Genomic DNA, 20748 nt, shown 5'->3' on the forward strand with positions numbered 1-20748 from the left:
AGGTGTCGGGTGTCGGGTGTCAGGTGCCGGGTGTCAGGTGCCCGGTGTAAGTGAAACTGAAGTCTAATGTACCAGTTCAACCTCTAGAGTCCGATGCTCCGGGTTGAGAATCCAGCTTAACATCGCTTATCCAATTCCCATTCATTGTCGGTCACCATCTCTGACTTCTGGTTTCCACTGACACCCGGCACCTGACACCTGGCACCTCTCCCCTCAGCCCACCTGGACCAGGCCGAACCTGCGACTCCAGTGGGCGCGAAGGTACTGCACGAGAGTAATGAACTCCGGGTCAGCAGGTGGACGCTCCACAAAGGCGGATGCCTCGCGCTTGGCCAATTCCAGCAGATCCTGGTCCCGGATCAGGTTGGCAATTCGAAACAACGGGATACCCGACTGCCTGGTCCCAAAGAACTCTCCCGGGCCACGCATTTCGAGGTCCAGTTCGGCAATCTTGAACCCATCCCCGCTCTGTTCGAGACACTTCAGCCTCTGCTCGGCCTCTTCGCCAACCGTCTCGGAGGTCATCAAGAAGCAATATGATTTCTTTTGGCCCCTGCCGATCCTGCCGCGAAGTTGGTGCAACTGCGCCAGGCCGAAGCGCTCGGCATGTTCCACCATCATCAGGGTGGCGTTAGGGACGTCCACCCCCACCTCAATCACCGTCGTCGAGACAAGGATTTGGATGACTCCAGCCGCAAATTGAGCCATCCCATCATCCTTCTCCTGGTTTGAAAGTCGACCATGAAGCAGCCCCACTTTGAGATCGGAAAAGATTCGCGTGGAAAGATCCTCAAACACCGCAACGGCGGCCTTGAGATCCGAAGCCTCGGATTCCTCAATAAGCGGGCAGACCACGTAGATCTGGGAACCCTCCTCCGCCTGCTGGCGGACAAACCGCATCACCTTCTGGCGCTCTTTCCCCTTGACCCATCGGGTTTCGATGGGTTGTCGGTGGGGGGGCATCTCGTCGATCACGGAGAAATCGAGGTCACCGTAAAGGGTCAAGGCCAGGGTCCGAGGAATGGGCGTGGCGGTCATCACCAGGGTGTCTGGATAGAGGCCCTTCCGTTTCAATTGCAGCCGCTGCATCACGCCGAAGCGATGTTGCTCATCGATGACAATCAGCCCTAAATTCTTGAGCTCAATATCCTTTTCCAGGACGGCATGGGTCCCCACCACAAGATCGATCTCCCCGCTCTGGAGCCCTTCCAGAACCTCCGTCCTTTCCTTCCGCTTGAGGGCGCTGGTCAGCAAAGCGATCCGTGCGTCAATCGGCGCGAGGATTCTCTTTGCGTAAAGAAAGTGCTGCACGGCGAGAATCTCGGTGGGAGCCATCAGGACGGTTTGATACCCATTGCCGATGGCAATGATCATGGCTTGAAGGGCGACGATCGTCTTTCCCGAACCCACGTCTCCCTGAAGCAGGCGGTTCATGGGGCTGTGCGACCGCATGTCCTCGACAATCTCCCGCAAAACCCGCTTCTGCGCCGCCGTGGGATGGAACGGAAGGATTTTTTTAATGGCCGCGCGGATAGACTCGTTGGTCTCAAAGCAGATTCCAGCTTGTTTTCGAGCGCGTCTCCTCTTGAGAGCCAGTCCCACTTCCAGGAGAAAAAATTCTTCAAAAATCATCCGCTGTTGGGCTTGAGAGCGGAAAGAATTCAAGGTCTCGATCGGTTCACTTGAATCCGGAAAATGGAATTGACTCAGGGCGGAAGTACGGCCAGGAAAACCGAGGCGCTTTCCGATGGAAGGAGGCAGCGGATCCGCGTCCTTCAAATCAGCTGTCGCCAGTGCGGACGCAATCAAACGGCGCAGATGTCGCGTATTAAGCTGTCCTATCGCTTCGTAAACAGGAACAATTCGCCCCATCTCTGATGAGGCGAAGCCGTCGCCCCCCGACTGACTCTCTTCCGCAAGAATTTCGAACTGGGGATTGAGGAATTGCAGGTTTCGATAACCATAGGGATCGGGCTCGGGTTTCCCATAGAAGACCACACGCATCCCCTGCTTGAATACCTTCCGTTGCTCGAGATAGGCCCCGTTAAACCACTTGCATCGAATCAGACCTGAAGCATCCCGGGCCGCGAGGTCATAAATAAACATCCCCCGACGACGGGTTCGTGACAGGCCGCAGGAGAGGACCGTCACCAGGATGGACTGGGGCTGACCGACCCGCAGGTCCCGCACGGAAGAAAAGTGAATCCGGTCCTCGTACCGGAATGGCGCGTAGGTGAGCAGCTCCCCGACGTCCTTTATTCCACGCTGCAAGAGCAGTTCCGAACGGCGGGGACCCACCCCCTTCAAGTATTGGATCGGCGTGTTGAGATCAAGTGAGGACATGGAGAATTGTGATCTTTGAAAACCGGCTGGAGGAACATTAAAGGGGGTCTTGATTATACTATCATTCCCCGAGGTCCCGTGGAGGATTTCGGATTGATTCATTCTTGCTTCAAGGTTCGATCCATCAACTGATGAATCGCATCGACCGGCGTTCGATCCTCGTACAACATCGCATACATCTGGTCAATGATAGGCATCTCGACCTCAAACTTTCTCGCCAGCGCGACGGCCGCGACCGTTGTGCGAACCCCTTCGGCCACCATCCTCATGCTCGAGACAATTTCCTTGAGCCTCTTGCCTTTTCCCAGTTCCTCACCAACCGTGCGGTTGCGACTCAGCGCTCCGGTGCAGGTCAAGACCAAATCGCCGAGTCCAGCCAGCCCGGCCATGGTTTCTTTCTTTCCGCCGGTCGCCACCACCAGCCGGGTCATCTCGGCGAGGCCCCGGGTGATGAGCGCTGCAATAGAGTTTGATCCCAGGCCCAGTCCGTCGCAGACCCCGGCCGCAATCGCGATGACGTTCTTCACTGATCCTCCCAGTTCAACTCCAATCACGTCCCTATTCCGATACAGCCGGAATTGGCGGCTCGAGAACTCGCGCTGGACCAGCTGAGCAGCCGACTCCTGCTCGGAGGCAATCACCACGGCGGCTGGATCCCCGCGGGCAATCTCCCGGGCGAAGGTGGGTCCGGACAGCACCGCGAACTGCACTCCCAGCGCCTCGCCCACTACGTCCCGGAAAACCTCCGACATCCGCATCAAGGATTCTTCTTCCAGGCCTTTGGTGGCGCTGACAAAGAGCATCTCCGGACGAAGATGGGGACGCATCTGCTGGTACAGTCCCCGGGCGTGGTGCGAGGGCATCACGCCGATGACGATCTCGGCATCGGTCAACACTTCTTCAAATGAACTGGAGGCCCGGAGGGTTTCGGGTGTCTTGTACCCTTCCAGAAATAGACAGTTCTCGTGACGCTGGTTGATGGACTCTACGACTTCTTTCTCATAGGCCCACAAGGCGACGGGATGCCCCTGTCTGGAAAGGATGATGGAAAGGGCCGTGCCCCAATTCCCCCCACCAATTACTGCGACTCTCTTCATAGATGGAAAACCCCGGAAGTTCGTATTTTGTCATAAGCCCTGCCGGTTCCCGGCGTGAGGCAGTTCCCCGGCGGTAACCGACGCGTAAGCCGAATACTCATTCTTCGCCAGCTTCACACTGCGGTGATGAGAGGATCATGGAGTCTTCTTCGAAAAGCCGGTGAACTTGTTCTCGGTACCCCGGAGCAAGCGGCGAATATTCTCATGATGTTTGGCCACGATGAGAAGGGCGCCCAGCGCTGTCGCTATGAGGATCGGCGGCGGCAGGGCGCCCTGACCCATGAAATACGCGAACACCGGAAACGCACTGGTGGCAACGATGGAGCCCAGGGAGATGTAGCGGGACAACCAAACGATCAGCACGAAAATGATGAGCACGGCCGCCACCGCTTGCGGGAAGATGGCCAGAAACACCCCGACCCCTGTGGCCACCCCTTTACCGCCTCTAAACTTCAGAAAAAGGGGAAAGACATGCCCCAGGATTGCCGACATGGCCGCAGCCGCGATCATCCAATGATTTTCCGGAGAGAGTTTCTGCGCGATCAGGACCGCCACGAAACCTTTTCCCACGTCCAACAGGAAGGTCAGAATACCGCCTGCCCTGCCGGCCGCACGCATCACGTTCGTAGCGCCAATGGAGCGGCTCCCCACTTCGCGCACATCGCGGCCTGATTTCAATTTGACGATAAGATAGCCAAACGGGATTGATCCCAACAAATACGCGACCGGGACAGCCAAAATTGCCAGACCCATCGAAGCCCAACCTCGCGGGTGGAATGTCAGTCTGCCAGAGGACCAGGCCGAAAGCGGCCTATTCTAACGCAAAAGTGGCCCGTTTCGTATAAATCGATCCTCCGCGATCGAGCTTGCTTTCGTAAAGGTAGAAATGGCCGACGGTCGCTGTTCCGCACTGGTAATCGGAAAAGGCCGAGGTGGCTTCGATGAAAGAGGCCACCTCCGGGAGGAATTTGATTCGGCCAACCGTGGCATGGGGAGAGAAAGGACGCGGCTCGGGAGGAAACCCTGCCGCTCGCAATGCCTCATCGACAAACCGGGCGAGCGATTGAAGCTCCCCCTTCCCTTCTTCAATACCCATCCACACCACGCGGGGTGCCCGGGCGTTAGGGAAAAAGCCGAGACGCCCGACCGAGATCTGAAACGGCGCCACGCCGCTCTTTCGCGTCGAGAACGTCTCTACCACCCGGCGCTGCTGGTCGTTGGAAATTTCTCCAAGGAACTTCAAGGTGAGATGAATGGTCTCCGGGCGCACCCACCGGACCGCATGAGAAAAACGTCCGAGGGCGTCCTGAGCCGCTTCAATCCGGGTCTGAATTTCCCGGGTCAGGTCGACCGCAATAAACGCGCGCACGTTTGAACCGCTCCTCGAAGGTTGACATCTCCGGGCCGCCGCCGATCAGAGCAATTTTCGCCGGAGCATATCCAGCGCCAGTTGGGAGGCCCACCAGCGGACGCGCTGGCGGTCGCCCGGAAATCGCACCTCCCGGTGATCTACCCCGGTCTCGCTGGAGACTGCAAGGTGCACCAGCCCCACCGGCTTGGCTTCGCTTCCCCCTGCGGGACCGGCAATTCCAGTCACCCCGATGCCGAATGTGGTTTCGGCCCTCTTGCGGATGCCTTCGGCCAGTCCGATGGCCACTTCACGACTGACAGCGCCGTTCATCTCGATGAGCAGCGGCGGCACGTCGGCCAGCTCCGTTTTTGCGGCGTTGCTGTAACACACGACCCCGCTGACAAAGTAGGCAGAACTCCCCGGGATCCGCGTCAACCGCTCCGAGACCAGGCCTCCGGTACAGCTTTCCGCGACCGCCACCGAGGCCTGCCGCATCGTCAAATACATCCCGACAATCTGTTCCAGCGACTCGCCGCGGCGGGAGAAAATGTGGTCGCCTAATTCCATCTCGATCTTGTCGCCCAGTTCGTTCAAAAGAGACTCCGCCTCTTCCTCGTTGGGGCCGGTCGCCTTCAAATGAATCTCGATCTCCCCCGGAGACGCCAGGATCGTGGTCACCGGGTTCCGGTAGCGCGTGTAAATCGGCGCGATCCGGGCATCGCAAGACGATTCCGTCAGGCCGGTAAGCTTAAAGACCCGCTTTTGAATGCGAACCCCCTTGGACATCTCCGCCAGCCGGGCCAGACACTGCGATTCGAACATTGCTTTCATTTCATGAGGAGGACCGGGAAGCATAATGGCGTGCTTACCCTCGGATTCAATCCACAGGCCCGGGGCGGTGCCCTGGCTGTTCTCCAGGACCCGCGCCCCCGAAGGAACGAGGGCCTGGCGGGCATTGTTTGAAGTCATGGTGAGACCGCGTGAGCGGAACCGCTCCTCCAGCTGTCTGAGGATTTCTTCGTCCAGCACGAGGGGTTTCTGAAACACCCGCGCAAACACCTTCCGGGTGATGTCGTCTTCGGTGGGCCCCAGGCCCCCCGTGGCAAAAACAAAGTCCACCCGCTGGAGCGAATCGCGCAGGACCTGTTCCAGTGATGCTTCGTCATCGCCCACGACAAATTTCGCATTCAAGTCGATGCCGATACTATTCAATTTTTCGGTGAGATAGAGGGAGTTGCTGTCCATTCGATCGGAGGTCAGCAGCTCTGATCCGATCGCAATGATTTCCGCTTTCAGTGAGTTCACAGGGATAGGTCCTCGGGACAGCGTTCGAAGGACGATTCTTACGGGTCCAATCCGCTGATCGGCCACGAACGCCTGCAGCCCCTCAGTTCAAGTCGACGGCCTCTTCTTGGCGGGGTTCAGTCCATCGGATCCAGTTTCAGCCGGTAGATCGAATCGGCGGTCGCCAGAATGAGATCGTCCTTTTTGGATGGGTCGAGCGCCAAACCGACAATCCCGGCTCCGGCGATTGCCAGCGAAGCGGTGCGGTCGGGACGGATCCGAACGACGCCCTTCCGCCCTCCGAGAGAGGCCGCTACCAGCAGGTCCCCCTGGCGGTCAAAGACCATTCCCTGGGGACGGCCCAGTCTCAGATAGTATTTCTCGACGTCTCCCTGCTGAGAGATGCGGTACACCGAATCCAGGCACCCGATGGTGGGACCCGTGACAAACAAGAACCCCCGGACATCCATGGCCATGTGATAGGCGGAGACACTCGCTTCCAGGGTCGCAAAGACAAAGGTATTTCGGTCCGGATCAATCTTAAAGATGGTGCCACTGCGGTCACCCACAAAAAGGTTGTCTTCCGGATCAAAGATCAGGCCGGTCGCGACTCCCATCCCCTTCGCATAGACTTCCGTCTGCGAACGAGACCGCACCTTGTAGACGCTTCCATCCAGGCGGCTGGAGACAAACAATTCTCCCTTGGAATTGAAGGCCATGCCCGTCGGGTTCATCAGTTCCGTGAGGTAAGGGATCACGCCGTCCGGCGTGATTTTGAAGACCGAGGTGGGCACCTTTTGGCCCCGGGACCCACTGAACGTAGCGAAGATATTCCCTTCCTCGTCCACGGCCGGATTCGAAACGGGATGAAGATTCGCAGCCAGCAATGAGGCCACGCGTAATCGAACCGGCTTACTCTCAGCCGACCCGCGCACCATCTTGACCTCACCCTGACTGGCATTGGGCGGAACCACTACGATCCCATACTGCATCGAGCACGCCACGAAGTGGCTGGCCTCATTATCGATGCACACCGTCGGCCGGGAGCCATCAATCATGAAATGCTCGCCCTCCATCAATACTTCTCCTCCGGGCAAGGCGGCCTTAGGTTCGATTCTCTTGATAACCGGTTCCATGTTCATCGAATCAGTTCAAACAGAGAATTGCCGGGCGCCCTGGATACCACCGGGCGCGCCGAAAATCCATGAATTCCACTTCTCACCACTACCAATGAAGCAACCACCGCACCCCCAGCAAAACGACAAAAGCATAAAGTCCGGCGCCGACGTCATCCAACACAATGCCCGTCCCCCCATGCAGATCCTGGATCTTGCGGATCGGGTAGGGCTTCCAGACATCGAACAATCGAAAGAGAAGAAAGCCAAGGGCCAACGATTTCCAGGGGAGTGCAGGGGAGAGAAGGCCGAAATAGGCAATCTGCTGTCCAATCACTTCATCGATGACGGTCTGATGTGGATCGACCTCTTGAAACCAGGATTCGCTGCGCGTGGAGGCCCAGATCCCGAGGAGGGTCAGAGCAAGGATCCACCCAAGGTGCGCGGGCATGTAAAGGGCAGCGGGAAACCAGCGTCGCAAAGCAAGCCACAGTCCCACCGACAAGGCCGACCCGGCCGTTCCGGGGGCGATGGGAGAATAGCCGGCGCCGATGCCCGTCGCAATGAGGATCGCCACCCGATCGGTCATCGAACGGGCGCTTACGGGTAGGGTAATGTTCTCCACGGCAGAATTCAGGATTGAGACTCCACTGAAACCACTCGTCCAAGGAGGTCGTAATCATGGGCTTCCGTAATTTCGACCTGTACAAACGCGCCCGCTTCGGGAGCCAACCCCTCGGCGACATCATTGATCAAGACCACGCCATCAATCCCCGGGGCCTGGGATTCCATTCGCCCCTGCAAAAGCAGAGCGGTTTCCTCTGAAGGCCCCTCCAGCAGCACGCGCACCTTCTGCCCAATGCGGCCTGAATTCCTCGCATGCGTAATCTCCTGCTGAAGGGACATCAAGACGCCCCGACGCTCCGTGGCAATTTCCGAGGGTACTTTTTCCGGAAGGTCAAAGGCCCGGGTGTTCTCCTCGTCCGAGTAAGTGAACACGCCGACGTGATCAAACTGAATTTCTTTTACAAAATCGCACAGCTCCCGAAACCGCTCACCGGTTTCCCCCGGGTAGCCCACGATAAATGTGGTCCGAAGGGCTGCGTCCGGGATTTCGCTGCGGATCATGGACACCATCTCCGTAAACATTCGACGATGGCCTCCCCGACGCATGGACTGGAGGATCTGTTCGTTGACATGTTGCAGCGGCACGTCAAAGTACTTGCAGACGTTGGGATGACGGGACGCCACTTCCACCAGTTCCCGCGTCAGGTGACTGGGATAACAATAGAGAAAACGGATCCAAGTCAACCCCTTCACACCGGCGAGTTCGGAAAGCAGCTGGGGGAGGCCGTGGCCGGGCCCCAGGTCGCGCCCGTAATGCGTCGTGTCCTGGGAAATCAGGTTCAATTCGCGGACGCCCCGGGCGGCGTGTTGCGTGGCTTCAGCTACCAGGGAGGCAATCGGCCGGCTTCGAAATGAGCCCCGCAACCTGGGAATGATGCAAAACGAGCAGACATGGTCGCATCCTTCGGCTATTTTCATGTAGGCGGTAAACCGGGGGGTCACCTGTATGCGCGGGGTGTTCTCGTCATAGAGATAGAGCGGGTAAGAGCGGTCCTCCGCAGGAGAGTCTGGCAGTCTGGTTTCGCATGCCGCCACGATGCTTTCCAACTCATTGACCCCGAGGACGACGTCGACTTCAGGAATCTCCTGCCGCAACTCCTGGCGATAGCGTTCCGCCAGGCACCCGGTGACGACCAACCGCTTCGACCGGCCGTTTGATTTGAGCTGGGCCATTTCCAAAATCGAATCAATGGATTCCTTCTTGGCGCTCTCGATGAACGCACAGGTGTTGACTACCAACACGTCCGCTTCTTCGGCGTGTGAGGTGATGCCCCACCCGTTCCGGTCCAGCAAACCCATCATGACTTCGCTGTCAACCAGGTTCTTCGGGCATCCCAGGCTGATGAAACCCACTTTTTTCATGGTAATTTCTGACAGCCCCCAAAAGGCGCAAATCTCACAACGCCGTCATCACCCTTCAGGGGGAAGTTGATGGGGCATCATGTGAGCGGGCATTACAGGCCATCGTTCCCCGTTATCTGGCCGTGAATACTACGGGTTCCCTGATCGGACACGACTAGCCGCCGCGGCGACCTTGGGTCCGGTCAGGGTGTCGTCTGGTGCCTACTGCGGACAGGGGTCAATTCCCCTTAGGTGAATGATGGCCGCCGTGGGCCGCGCCGGTCTTGCCGCGCTGCTCGCGCAGCACCGCCTTTCGGCTCAGTTTGATCTTGTTCCCCTCGACGCCGATCACCTTGACCATCACCGTGTCGCCTTCCTTCAGAACGTCGCGCACCTCACGGATCCGCTGCTCATCGATCTCGCTGATATGCAGCAGGCCGTCGGTCCCGGGGATGATCTCCACGAACGCTCCGAAATCGGCAATGCGTGAGACGCGTCCCACATAAGTCTTCCCGACTTCCGCCTCGGCCGTGAGGTCCTTGATCATCTGGATGGCCTTCTTGGCCCCTTCCTCGTCGATGGCCGCAATGTCAATCTTGCCGTCGTCATTCACATTGATCTTGACGCCGGTCTGTTCAATGATGCTGCGAATGACCTTGCCGCCGGGTCCAATCACGTCGCGGATCTTGTCGGTCTTGATCTGCACGGTGAAGATCCGCGGCGCCAGCGGCGAGATCGCAGGCCGTGGAGCAGCAAGGGCCTCCTTCATCCGGTCGAGGATGAACAAGCGAGCTTTCTGGGCCTGGGCCAACGCCTCCCGCATGATCTGTGCGGTCACCCCGCTGATCTTGATATCCATCTGCAGCGCGGTGATTCCCTCAGCCGTTCCCGCCACCTTGAAATCCATGTCGCCATAGTGGTCTTCAGCTCCGGCGATATCGGTCAAAATCGCATAACGATCACCCTCCTTGACCAGGCCCATCGCAATGCCCGCGACCGGGGACTTGATGGGGACGCCCGCGTCCATAAGAGCAAGCGTTGATCCGCACACCGTAGCCATCGAAGAGGAGCCATTGGATTCCAGGATGTCGGAGACGACTCGAATGGTGTACGGGAAGTTCTCTTCGGCGGGGATAACCGCGCTCAGGGCGCGCTCGGCGAGGGCGCCATGGCCGATTTCGCGCCGTCCCGGTCCCATCATCCTTCCGACTTCGCCCACGCTGAACGGAGGAAAGTTGTAATGGAGCATGAACCGCTTTTCGATCCCCTCGGCTTCCATCAGGATGTCCACACGCTGCACATCCTCTGCCGTGCCCAAGGTCGTAGTGACCAGCGCTTGGGTTTCCCCGCGGGTGAAGATGGCGGACCCGTGAGTGCGCGGCAAAACCGCCACTTCACTCGTTATGTTGCGAATTTGATCGAAGGCCCTGGAATCGGGCCGACGGCGGGCCTCGAGGATGTCCTCCCGAAAGAGTCTTTCAGAGAGATGTTCGAAGATGCGTTTCGCCTCTGCCTGTTTGGCCTCATCGGCGTCGGCCAGCGAAGCCATCAGGTCCTCCTTCACCTTCTTCACCCGTGCTTGACTCTCCAGCTTCGTGCCCCGGGTGGTGTCGAGCGCCTCCTTGAGGGGTGCCTTGAATTTCGTTTCGATCTCGGCCTTCAAGGCCTCGTCATATTTGACCGGTTCCACCGCGCGCTTTGTGATTTTCATCTGGGCGGCCAGGGAACGCTGCAGCCCCACTATCTTTTTGATCTCGGCATGACCGAATTCCAAGGCTTCCACCATCTTTTCTTCCGAGATTTCGCTGGCCCCTGACTCCACCATGACGATGCCTTCTTCACTCCCCACAACCGCCAGGTTTAGGGTCGACCGTTTCTGGTCGGCATAGTTCGGATTGACCACGAGCTGGTTGTCAATCAGTCCCACGCGCAAGGCGGCGATCGGGGTTTCAAACGGGATCTCGGACAGGAACAGGGCCGTCGAGGCGCCGGTGATCGACATGATGTCCGGGTCGTTGTCGGGGTCGGCGGAGAGCACCAGCGCAATAACCTGCGTCTCGCAACGAAATCCTTCGGGAAACAACGGTCGAATGGGGCGGTCAATCTGGCGCGATGTCAGGGTCTCCTTTTCGCTGGGCCGCCCTTCCCGCTTGATGTAGCCGCCGGGAATCTTGCCCGCGGCGTAGTTGTATTCGCGGTAGTCCACGGTGAGCGGGAAAAAATCAATTCCTTTGCGTTCTTCAAAGGACGAACATGCGGTCACCAACACCACCGTGTCGCCATAACGCACCACGGCCGAGCCGCCCGCTTGCTTGGCCCACCGGCCGGTTTCAATGGTTAGAGTCCTGCCACCCATTTCAATGCTGGCACTGTATGCCATATTCAGATTCTCCTCATGGTTGTGATTACACTAAGATGTTTCGGTTTTGTCTGCGGGGGTAAGCGGTGTGGAAGGTAGCAGAGGTTATATAGGGTTCCGAACGGTCGGAACGCTGTATCACTTCTGCTAGCTGAGACACCTCTCGATGCCGCAAACGCTTTAATCCTGGGCCCAATTCACCGCAGCGAACCGCACCCTGAAATCCTGATGCTGCCAATCGAATGCCGATCCCGGTGCCTGGCACCCGATCCTCGGGCCTCCCGGCTAGCGGCGAATGCCCAACTTTTCGATGATCGTCTTATACCCGTCCACATTGATGCTGCGAAGGTAATCCAGCAAGCGGCGGCGCTGGCTGACCATTTTCAACAGACCGCGACGCGAGGAGTGATCCTTGACATGTCCTTTGAAATGATCGTTCAGCGTGTTAATCCGCTCGCTCAGCAAGGCGATCTGAACCTCGGCGGACCCGGTATCGGTCGGATGCCTCCGATGCTCGGAAATCACTTTCGTCTTTCTCTCAACTGTCAGGGGCATTCTTCTCTACTTCTCCTGCCTTTCAATTTTTAAAACATAGAAACTACCACATAACCTCAATTCTTGTAAATAGATTTGTCGATCAGGAACCCTGAGGCCAAGGTCTGGCAACCCCTCCCAGGACGGTCCGCACACCGCCGGAGGAGGATCCATCTTCATTTGGAACTTGATTTGGAACTTGAATTTTGGGTTTTATTTGGATTTTGGAATTTGGAGTTTGCTTATCTGATGGCGGGGTGGCGCATACATCTCGTTTTGCGCGATGTGTGCGAGTCATGTGAGGGAATGGAGTTCCACTGCGAACTCACAACGATGTTTCTGCAGCTTCAAAGTATACGGGTGGATCGAGATGAGTCAGACTTCCGCGCTAGCATAGGCCTTGTTCTTTTTTGGTTCAACACGGTGAAGGAGTTTGAGCCATGCTTGGCAATTCCTCGAATAGGGATCAAGTACCGGCCTTCATAGTACTCAAACTGCAACACTAATTTAATGATCAGACAAAGCCACCATGCTCCATTAGTTGTAAAAAATGTTCACATTTTCAAGTTCCATGAATGACAATTAAGTAATTTATTTTATTATATTTAATAATATATTGATTGTGCAATCTAAATCGATATTACTTCTGATATCAATCTGCATATCTTGACAGATTTCATTTTTGGTTTATTATGCGCCTGATAGGATTTTGATGGCTAAGAATCCAATTGATATTCCAAGCGAGGCTCTAATGAAATCTTCCAAGGCTAAGATTAAGGAAACCACTCTCCGCCTGCCGGCTCATGTGTATTATCGAGCAAAGGCTGTCGTTAAAAGTGGCTCCAGCGATATCAGAAAGTTGAATGATTTTTACGTCCTAGCCATTCGAAGATATTTGGAGGAATTAGAAAGGAAGAGAATTGACGACGCTTTTACTGGAATGGCCACAGATGTGAATTACCGAACCGAAGCACAAGTGATTGCATCCGAATTTGAGGGTAGCGATTGGGAGGCGCTAAATTCTAAATGACTATTGGTGATGCCGTGATATTGAGAGGGGGAGTTTATAAAGCCAGACTTGATCCTACCGAGGGTTCTGAAATTCAAGGATCACGTCCAGTAGTCGTCGTGAGCAGGAACTCGATAAATCAAAACAGCCCAGTTGTGGTAATTGTTCCACTGACTGACGCAAGAAACAAAGCGAGGATTTATCCAAGTCAAACCCAGATCACTAAGGGGGACGGTGGCCTGGAAATAGACTCGGTGGCGCTAGGAGAACAGATTCGTGTGATTAAGAAGTCGAGATTAACTGAATTCAAGGGGACACTCTCAGAACAAACCATGTCATCGATTTCCTCTGCCCTTAAAATTACTTTAGATCTCCCGTGAATACCGTGGTGTTCATTACGTGAACACAGAAGCACTTCCCGCGATCTTCCCTATTCCAAACCCTCAACAATTAGGTACAATCCCCTGCATGATCACAAAATCCTTGTTGATCCTATTCATCCTGTTACCCGTTATGACAATCGAAGTCCTCGCCGTTCCGCGGACAATGCGGATCGACTACTATCATACCGGGAACGCGACCCACGAACTGTTCAGTCTCGATCGGATCGTCATCGAGCCGCTTCCCTGGCCGGGAAACCCGGCCCGCCCCATCGACCGCACCAACCTGGGAAAGTATTACTTCGAAGTCATCGAGCAAGCGACCAAGCAGGTCGTCTATTCCCGCGGATTTTCCTCGATTTATGGGGAATGGGAGACCACCGATGAGGCCAAGACGGTCCATCGGACGTTTTCAGAATCCCTGCGGTTTCCGGCTCCACAGTCCTCGGTGCAAGTCGTGCTGAAAAAGCGTGACGCCAACAATGCCTCTAAGGAAGTATGGTCCCTCGTTGTCGATCCCAAGGATCGTTTCATCGATACATCGGCGCCCCCTCAACCCGGGCCTCTTCTGACCTTCCAGAACAACGGCGATTCGGCCTCCAAAGTCGACTTCCTCATTGTGGGCGACGGTTACACTGCCGCGGAAGCTGAAAAGTTCAACACCGATGCGAGACGTCTCATCGAGATCCTGTTCGCGACTTCCCCATTTAAGGAACGGCGCAGCGATTTCAATGTCTGGGGCCTTTGTCCGCCCGCCGCCGAATCAGGAATTTCCCGTCCTTCGACTGGAATCCACCGAAGGTCTCCGCTCGGAGCCACCTATGATGCCTTCGGCTCAGAACGGTATGTGCTGACTTTTGACAATCGCGCTTTTCGCGATATCACCTCCTTCGCCCCTTATGAGTTCGTCGAAATTCTAGTGAACGGACAGACCTATGGCGGAGGAGGGATTTTTGGCCTTTATAGCACGGTGGCCGCAGATAGTCTCTGGGCCCCATATGTTTTCGTTCATGAGTTTGGGCATCATTTCGCCGGGCTCGCGGATGAATATTACACCTCGCCTGTCGCCTACACCCCCGCCACGCAGCGGATTGAGCCGTGGGAGCCCAACGTCACTGCGTTGTTGGATCCCGCCCAGCTGAAATGGAAGGATCTCGTCAGCGCCGACACGCCCGTCCCCACTCCCTGGGAGAAAGACGCTTTTGAGAGATACTCGCGCGAGATCCAACAGAAGCGCAGCCAGCTCCGCGCCAACCGGCGTCCGGAAAAAGAGATGGATGCGCTGTTTCAAGAGGAAAAAGAACACGACAGCCATATGTTGGGGGATGGAAAGTACGCTGCCAAGGTGGGGGCATTCGAAGGGGCAATGTACGAGGCCAAGGGTTATTACCGGCCGCAAGCCGATTGCATCATGTTTACGCGCGACAGCGTCCCTTTTTGCGCCGTCTGCCGCCGGGCCCTGGAGGGAGTCATCGACCTTTACTCACGGAAATAGTTTCTCCCACAAAGCGGAATCCCCAGTTCCGTGACCGGGAGCCGGAGATTCTCTTGTTGCTCCGCGAGGCGTGGAGGTCCCTTCTCCACAGCCGAGCGGTTCGCGCCATGGAAAATGGACGAGAAGAATTCTTGAAAAACCACGTTGACAGTCCAAGCCGCCGGCGATGCGTTGATCTCAGCCACACGGTGGAACATGGGATGATTACCTATAAGGGCCTCCCCGGGCCGATCATTGGCGATTACCTCAGCCGTGAAGAATCGCGAAGTCACTATGCCCCGGAGACAGAGTTTCACATTGGGAAGATCGAAATGGTGGCGAATACGGGAACCTATCTCGATACTCCCTTCCATCGTTATGCCGACGGGGCCGATCTCTCGGAACTCGAGTTGTCCTCGATCGCCGGTTTGGAGGGCCTTGTGATTCGTGCGGATTCCCGGAGGGGACGATCCATCCCCCCAGAGGCCCTCACAACGTTCGCGATCGAGGGCAAGGCCGTCCTTCTGCATACCGGCTGGGATGCCCACTGGCGGAAAGACCAATACTCCGAGGGCCATCCATTCCTGACCGGAGAGGCGGCACAATTCCTCGCCAAAGCAGGTGCCCGCCTGGTGGGGATCGACTCCTTCAATATCGATGACACAGCAGATTTATCCAGACCCGTCCATTCCACGCTATTGCGTGCGGGAATTCCCATCGTGGAACACCTCTGCGGACTCGAGAACCTGCCGGACACCGGTTTCATGTTCTTTGCAGTGCCGGTCAAAGTGAAAGGCATGGGGACTTTCCCGGTCCGGGCGTTTGCTCTCGTCGTGGAGGAATGATCACACTGGGTTGCCCTTTAAGTGATGTGAGCGAACTCAATACTCCCTATATGCCCGGGATGGGAGGGCGATGTGCTATGATGATTAGCGCTCATCTTCAAACCGATGGTTCAACAGCTATGAGTGCAACGCTTTACCGTAGACAAACGGAAAGGTGTGATGAATCCCCCAAAGACAGTAAACACCCGGCCTGAGCAGGAGGTGCGTAGCAAGACGCCCTCGAGTTCTGACACCACTTTGCTCACTGACAACGATCTCTATCTTTTCAACGAAGGGACTCACTACCGGCTGTATGAAAAGCTTGGAGCCCATGTTGTAACGGTCGGGGGCGTGGAGGGATGTTATTTCGCCGTGTGGGCCCCTGATGCGGAACAGGTCTTCGTCATGGGTGAGTTCAACGGATGGAACAAGTCCGGCCAAGCGCTTCATGAACGCGGACAGTCCGGCATCTGGGAGGGATTTGTCCCCGGCATCTCGTACGGCGCGGCCTACAAATATCATGTCATGTCTCGGCACAATGGCTACCGCGCGGATAAAGCAGATCCATTTGCACTTTTCAGCGAGGTCCCCCCCAAGACGGCATCGATTGTGGCGAATCTGGATTACACGTGGGGTGACAGCGACTGGATGAGCGAACGGACGGGCCAGAACCTCTTGCGGGAACCGATGAGCATTTATGAACTCCACCTCGGTTCCTGGATGCGCGCGCCTGACGAGAACCACCGTTACTTGACCTACCGGGAGCTGGCCCCCCGGTTGGCCGAGTACTTGAAGCGGATGGGTTTTACTCATGCCGAATTTCTTCCGGTCATGGAGCATCCGTTTTATGGCTCGTGGGGTTACCAGACGACCGGGTATTTCGCTCCCACCAGCCGGTACGGCTCGCCCCAGGATTTCATGTTTCTGATTGACTGCTTGCACCAAAATGGCATCGGCGTCCTTCTCGATTGGGTCCCTTCGCATTTCCCTTCCGACGAACATGGCTTGGCCTACTTTGACGGCACTCATCTCTACGAGCATGCCGATTCGCGGCTGGGCTATCACCCCGACTGGGGAACCTACATCTTTAACTATGGACGTCATGAAGTCCGCAGCTTCCTGATGAGCAGCGGCTTGTTCTGGCTGGAGAAGTACCATGCGGACGGGTTGCGGGTGGATGCCGTAGCTTCAATGCTCTATCTGGATTACTCCCGCAAGCAGGGCGAGTGGATCCCCAACCGGTATGGCGGTCGTGAGAATTTGGAGGCCATCGAGTTCCTGCGCCGGTTCAACGAAGAAGCCTATCGAAGCCATCCCGGCGTCCAAACCATCGCCGAAGAATCTACCGCCTGGCCGATGGTTTCCCGGCCGGTCTATGTGGGCGGCCTGGGGTTCGGCTTCAAGTGGGACATGGGGTGGATGCACGACACGCTGGAATACATCTCCAAGGATCCGGTCCATCGCAAGTTCCATCACCACGATCTGACATTCCGGATGCTTTATGCCTTCATGGAGAACTTCGTTTTGCCACTCTCCCACGACGAGGTGGTCCACGGCAAGGGATCCCTGCTGGGCAAGATGCCTGGAGATGACTGGCAGAAGTTTGCGAATATGCGGGCCATCCTGGGATACATGTTCGCGCAGTCCGGAAAGAAAATGTTGTTCATGGGCGCGGAGCTCGGGCAATGGCGCGAATGGCACCACGACGAAAGCCTGGACTGGCACCTTCTCGAGTATGCTCCTCACGCCGGGCTTCAGAAGTGGGTCGAGGATCTGAACCGGCTGTACACAAGCGAACCGGCTCTCCACGAGCTCGACTGCGACCCGTCCGGCTTTGAATGGATCGACTGCAATGACAGCCAGGCCAGCGCAATCACGCTCCTGCGGAAGGGTCTCTCCACGCAGGACACCTTTGTCATCGCCAGCAATTTCACCCCGGTCCCCAGAGTGGATTACCGCATCGGCGTCCCCCGGGGAGGGTACTGGAAGGAAGTTTTGAACAGCGACGCCACCATGTACGGGGGCGGTGGATGGGGAAACCTCGGCGGTGTGGAGGCCAATTCAGTTTCGGTCCATGGCCGCCCTTTTTCTCTCTCGCTGACTTTGCCCGCGCTCGCCACCGTTTTTCTGAAAAGCAGTAATCCGTGATGAGCAACTGGCTTCCTGTCGATCAACCGGTTTGGCCTCGAAAAAATTTGTCCCAGCCTCATAAAGATAACCCGGGTGGATCCGAGGTGGGTCTGCCCGCTTGGGAAGTGAGCCCTTGAAGGCAGGAGGTACGCGAAGCGCTATGGCGACAGCCGATCCTCACAGGGTATCGACATCGACCAGGGTTCATTAGGGTGGCGGCGGCCCTCAACGCTGGGGTTCACGCCATGCGCTTATCGTCCCTTCCTGAGATGAGGAGCAGTGCCGGATGGAACGCTATATCTGCATTCATGGCCATTTTTACCAGCCCCCACGGGAGAACCCGTGGCTCGAGGCCATCGAATTGCAGGACTCGGCGTATCCCTATCACGACTGGAATGAACGCATCACCGCCTCGTGTTACGCCCCCAATACGGCCTCCCGCATTCTCGATGGGGTCGGGCGGATCCTCAAGATTGTCGACAACTATCCCCGGATCAGTTTCAATTTCGGCCCCACTCTCCTTTCCTGGCTGGAGGAGAAAGCGGCGGAGGTGTACCGGGCCATTCTCGCGGCGGATCAAGTAAGTCATACGTTGTATGCCGGACATGGGTCCGCCCTGGCCCAGGCCTACAATCACATGATCCTTCCTCTGGCGAATCGCCGGGACAAGTACACCCAGATCCTCTGGGGCATTCAGGACTTCCGCCACCGCTTTGGTCGCATGCCCGAGGGAATGTGGCTTCCCGAAACGGCTGTTGATCTGGAATCGCTCGATATCATGGCGGCTGAAGGGATTCGTTTTACAGTGCTTTCTCCTTCGCAGGCCCGCCGCGTTCGCGCGCTTGCCACCCGGGGTCGCACCTGGAGTGATGTCGGCGGAGAGCAAATCGACCCCTCCCGCGCCTACCGGGTTGCGTGCCGCGCCGGCCGAAGTATTGCCGTTTTCTTCTACGATGGCCCGATCTCCCGCGCCGTGGCGTTTGAAGGCGTCCTCATCAAGGGAGAGTACCTGGCCGACCGGCTGGTGAAGGCCTTTAGTGATTCACGCACCTGGCCTCAGATTGTCCACATCGCCACAGATGGTGAAACCTATGGACACCACCATCGGTACGGGGACATGGCCCTCGCTTATGCCCTGGATTACATCGAGTCCCACCATCTCGCGCGGCTGACCAATTACGGAGAATTCCTCGAAAAACATCCCCCCACCCACGAGGTCCAGGTATTCGACAACAGCTCCTGGAGTTGCGTTCATGGCGTCGAGCGGTGGAGAACCAACTGCGGCTGCAATTCGGGGATGCACCTGGGATGGCACCAGGAATGGCGCGCCCCCTTGAGGGAGGCCCTGGACTGGCTTCGCGATACCCTCATTCCCACCTATGAACAATTCGGCAGCCCGCTGTTCAAAAACCCCTGGGTGGCCCGCAACGATTACATTCAGGTGATCCTGGACCGGTCGAAAGAAAACATCGAGCATTTCCTGAATAGCCATGCGCGACGTCCGCTCGATCCGGAGGACAAAATCCAGGCGCTGAGGCTTCTCGAACTGCAGCGGCACGCCCTGCTCATGTATACCAGTTGCGGCTGGTTCTTCGATGAGTTGTCGGGGATAGAAACCGTCCAGGTGATTCAATACGCCGCCCGGGCTCTCCAGTTGGCGAAAACATTCCTGGGGGACAGCCTGGAATCACGATTTCTCGACAAGCTTGAGCAGGCAAAGAGCAATATCCCGGAACACCGGGACGGCCGGCTGGTCTATGAGAAATTTGTGAGGCCGGCGATGATCGACCTCCCCAAAGTGGGCACACATTACGCCGTGAGCTCGCTATTTAACACCAATGGAACCACCGCACGAACTTACTGCTACGCGGTTCATCGCGAGGACCACAAACTGCTTTCCGCCGGGAAAGCGAAGCTCGCGCTCGGTCGAGTCCAAGTCACTTCAGAAATTATTCTTGAATCGGCTCGCATGAATTTCGGGGTTCTCCACCAGGGCGATCACCACGTCAGCGGGGGGGTTCGGGAGTTCTCCAACGAAGAAGATTATCTTGCGATCCTCCGGGAGATCACCGAGGTGTTCGAGCGCGGGGATTTCGTTGAGCTCAATCGGACTGTCGACAAATATTTTGAGTCGGGCGCGAATACTCTCAAGCTGCTCTTCCGGGATGAGCAGCGCAGGATTCTCAAAACCATTCTGGAGTCGGCCCTTGCCGAGGCCGGAGCGGCCTATCGCCATGTGTATACCAATTATGCCCCCCTGATGCGGTTTGCAACCGCTTTGGGTATGCCTCAGAAGCATTTCCAGATCGCCGCGGAATTCACTCTGAATGCGGATCTCCAGAAGGGCTTTGAGGCCGAACGTCTCGACGCGGAACTGATCAACGCCCTCCTGGAGGAGGCGAAACGGGCCGGCATCCCGCTGGATGAGGCGACCCTGGAGTTCGCGCTGCGTCGCAACATTGAAGCAGTAGCGGATCAGTTTCGAGGAAACCCGCTTGACCTCTCCCTCCTTCAGCAGTTTCACTCAGGAATTGAATTGGCACGCTCTTTGCCGTTTGAGGTCAGTCTGTGGTCCGCTCAAAATGTCTATTACGAGGCGATGCAGCGCTCTTTTCCGGAGTCGCGGGATAAAGGTGATCTCGGTGAGGAGGATGCGAGAGCTTGGGTTGCTGAGTTCCTCGCTCTCGGTGAAAAGCTGGGATTCCGTACGGAGTGACCCAAAGCGGCCCATCGACAAGCCGCTGTTTGGCCAGGCCCCCCAAAACATCACCATCCGATTCAACTCCCCTTTGACGGCTTTGTATCACAAGACGGGCCGCCTTTCACCTCTCCACGTCATGACAAAAAACCTGTGTTCCCCTCCTGCGGTTAGGCCTAGCA

16 protein-coding genes are annotated in these 20748 nt (G+C 56.8%); 6 read left to right on the plus strand and 10 right to left on the minus strand.

The genetic code is table 11. The features are described 5' to 3' along the window. Positions 1–213: 213 nt before the first annotated feature. The 10 genes from recG to rpsO form a co-directional block, all read right to left on the minus strand. Complete coding sequence (recG, locus tag LAO21_01125; protein ID MBZ5551291.1) at positions 214–2343, minus strand: ATP-dependent DNA helicase RecG; 2130 nt, start codon at positions 2341–2343, stop codon at positions 214–216. Positions 2344–2441: 98 nt separating this feature from the next. After that, positions 2442–3440: an NAD(P)-dependent glycerol-3-phosphate dehydrogenase gene (locus LAO21_01130; GenBank protein ID MBZ5551292.1), complete on the minus strand. Its 999-nt coding sequence runs from the start codon at positions 3438–3440 to the stop codon at positions 2442–2444. Between the two features lie 135 nt (positions 3441–3575). Next, a complete protein-coding gene (gene plsY, locus LAO21_01135) occupies positions 3576–4193 on the minus strand; it encodes a glycerol-3-phosphate 1-O-acyltransferase PlsY (protein ID MBZ5551293.1) in 618 nt (205 codons plus the stop codon). 58 nt (positions 4194–4251) lie between these two features. Next, positions 4252–4809, minus strand: a complete 558-nt coding sequence (thpR, locus tag LAO21_01140) for an RNA 2',3'-cyclic phosphodiesterase (protein ID MBZ5551294.1) — start codon at positions 4807–4809, stop codon at positions 4252–4254. 45 nt (positions 4810–4854) lie between these two features. Further along, on the minus strand, positions 4855–6087 hold the full coding sequence (locus LAO21_01145; protein ID MBZ5551295.1) for a competence/damage-inducible protein A: 1233 nt from the start codon (positions 6085–6087) through the stop codon (positions 4855–4857). Positions 6088–6212: 125 nt separating this feature from the next. Beyond that, a complete protein-coding gene (locus LAO21_01150) occupies positions 6213–7217 on the minus strand; it encodes a gluconolaconase (protein ID MBZ5551296.1) in 1005 nt (334 codons plus the stop codon). Positions 7218–7299: 82 nt separating this feature from the next. After that, the gene (locus LAO21_01155) at positions 7300–7815 is read right to left on the minus strand and encodes a phosphatidylglycerophosphatase A (protein MBZ5551297.1); all 516 of its coding nucleotides are present in this window, start codon (positions 7813–7815) and stop codon (positions 7300–7302) included. 8 nt (positions 7816–7823) lie between these two features. Next, the gene (gene rimO / locus LAO21_01160; protein MBZ5551298.1) at positions 7824–9179 is read right to left on the minus strand and encodes a 30S ribosomal protein S12 methylthiotransferase RimO; all 1356 of its coding nucleotides are present in this window, start codon (positions 9177–9179) and stop codon (positions 7824–7826) included. A 217-nt stretch (positions 9180–9396) separates the two neighbouring features. After that, positions 9397–11538, minus strand: coding sequence for a polyribonucleotide nucleotidyltransferase (gene pnp, locus LAO21_01165; GenBank protein MBZ5551299.1), 2142 nt, complete (start codon positions 11536–11538; stop codon positions 9397–9399). 264 nt (positions 11539–11802) lie between these two features. Then, positions 11803–12072 carry a 30S ribosomal protein S15 gene (rpsO, locus tag LAO21_01170; protein MBZ5551300.1) on the minus strand — a complete coding sequence of 90 codons (270 nt, stop codon included), beginning with the start codon at positions 12070–12072 and terminating at the stop codon, positions 11803–11805. Between the two features lie 691 nt (positions 12073–12763). Between rpsO and LAO21_01175 the strand changes: the two genes are divergently transcribed. From LAO21_01175 to LAO21_01200, 6 genes are all read left to right on the plus strand, one after another. Then, the gene (locus LAO21_01175) at positions 12764–13081 is read left to right on the plus strand and encodes a CopG family transcriptional regulator (protein ID MBZ5551301.1); all 318 of its coding nucleotides are present in this window, start codon (positions 12764–12766) and stop codon (positions 13079–13081) included. A gap of 17 nt (positions 13082–13098) precedes the next feature. Next, entirely contained in the window at positions 13099–13440 is a 342-nt protein-coding gene (locus LAO21_01180; GenBank protein ID MBZ5551302.1) for a type II toxin-antitoxin system PemK/MazF family toxin, read from the plus strand. An 88-nt stretch (positions 13441–13528) separates the two neighbouring features. Further along, positions 13529–14935, plus strand: coding sequence for an IgA Peptidase M64 (locus LAO21_01185; GenBank protein MBZ5551303.1), 1407 nt, complete (start codon positions 13529–13531; stop codon positions 14933–14935). A gap of 107 nt (positions 14936–15042) precedes the next feature. Continuing rightward, positions 15043–15759 carry a cyclase family protein gene (locus LAO21_01190; protein MBZ5551304.1) on the plus strand — a complete coding sequence of 239 codons (717 nt, stop codon included), beginning with the start codon at positions 15043–15045 and terminating at the stop codon, positions 15757–15759. A gap of 159 nt (positions 15760–15918) precedes the next feature. Then, positions 15919–17886, plus strand: coding sequence for a 1,4-alpha-glucan branching protein GlgB (gene glgB / locus LAO21_01195; protein ID MBZ5551305.1), 1968 nt, complete (start codon positions 15919–15921; stop codon positions 17884–17886). A 268-nt stretch (positions 17887–18154) separates the two neighbouring features. After that, entirely contained in the window at positions 18155–20584 is a 2430-nt protein-coding gene (locus tag LAO21_01200; protein MBZ5551306.1) for a DUF3536 domain-containing protein, read from the plus strand. The last annotated feature ends 164 nt before the right edge of the window (positions 20585–20748 follow it).

The organism is Terriglobia bacterium (genome assembly GCA_020073085.1).
Classification (GTDB): domain Bacteria; phylum Acidobacteriota; class Terriglobia; order JAIQFV01; family JAIQFV01; genus JAIQFV01.